General features: G+C 40.2%; 2 protein-coding genes. Both read right to left on the minus strand.

Translation table 11 applies throughout. The features are described from left to right. On the minus strand, nucleotides 1-612 hold a 612-nt coding region (locus Q8M88_RS09930), incomplete at its 3' end, for a hypothetical protein (RefSeq protein WP_305596896.1). Nucleotides 613-795: 183 nt separating this feature from the next. Continuing rightward, a partial coding sequence (locus Q8M88_RS09935) for a DUF4395 family protein (protein ID WP_305596898.1) occupies nucleotides 796-1,006 on the minus strand: 211 nt, incomplete at its 5' end.

Raw genomic sequence — 1,006 nt, forward strand, 5'->3', positions numbered from 1 at the left:
CTCGAATTGTGCCAGGTTGTTTTTGATTCCAATCAGTTTGTAGGTTGTGGTAACTACCGTTTCGATGACCGAACCTTCCATGGGGATCGAAACAGGACGATCTGCAGAGAATTGATCACCGATTTTAAGTCTCTTTTCCGGAAAATCAAATTGCGTGAAGGTGTTCCGAACCATTTGCAGAAGCTGGGTTTTCTGATCAAAGTCAAGCGTGCCGGAGATTACCTTGCTGAAGGTTGGCATAGATTCTCCTGAGATTTCACCATGTATTACAGTACCTTCCGGAATTTCATTTTTTCCGTTGAGACTCATTGTTTTTTTATAGGTTAAGCTAACCGGAAAGCTTTTGTCTGCCGAACTTTTACCGGTTACCAACTCCGTATCGGTTTTGGTTTTCACCTTCGAAATGCTTGGATTTTTAATTTTCATGCTTTTCAGTTTTCGCATGGCAATTCCCTGTCCTGAATAGGTTATCACTGTTTCAGTTCCCCTGATGGTTGAAATACTGTATGTTTTTTCCGGCTGATAACGAATCTTCAGGATCAATCCTTCAGGCTTAGGTTTGCTGCATGAAAATGCTGTAAACAAGATAAAAAATCCGATTATCTTTCTCATTTTCAGGAATTATTTCGCTGCTGCATGGCTTTCCAGACCAAACAGGTCAAACGGCCTGATACTAAATATTTCGTGGAAGAATACAACCAAGAGAACCAAGAGAACGATAAAACCAATAAGAATAAGTATTTGGGAAACTGAAATTTTTTGAATGGGCTGTCGGTCTTTCAATTCGCAAATCTCTCACGGGCAGTATTGTGTTTTTTCCTTGTAAAACAAGGTATAAAATTTACACACCTGGCAAATGCCAAATACCGATTCGAAATACAATAAAATGAGGCAAATGAGGCAGACAATACCAGTTATCGGGCTATACGAATTGACAATTACCATCAGGATAAACATGGTGGCAGCCAGCACAACTCCAATGATCCAGGCAAATTTCTTCTGCGCT

This window comes from Phenylobacterium sp., from assembly GCF_030693805.1.
Taxonomy (GTDB): Bacteria; Pseudomonadota; Alphaproteobacteria; order Caulobacterales; family Caulobacteraceae; genus Phenylobacterium.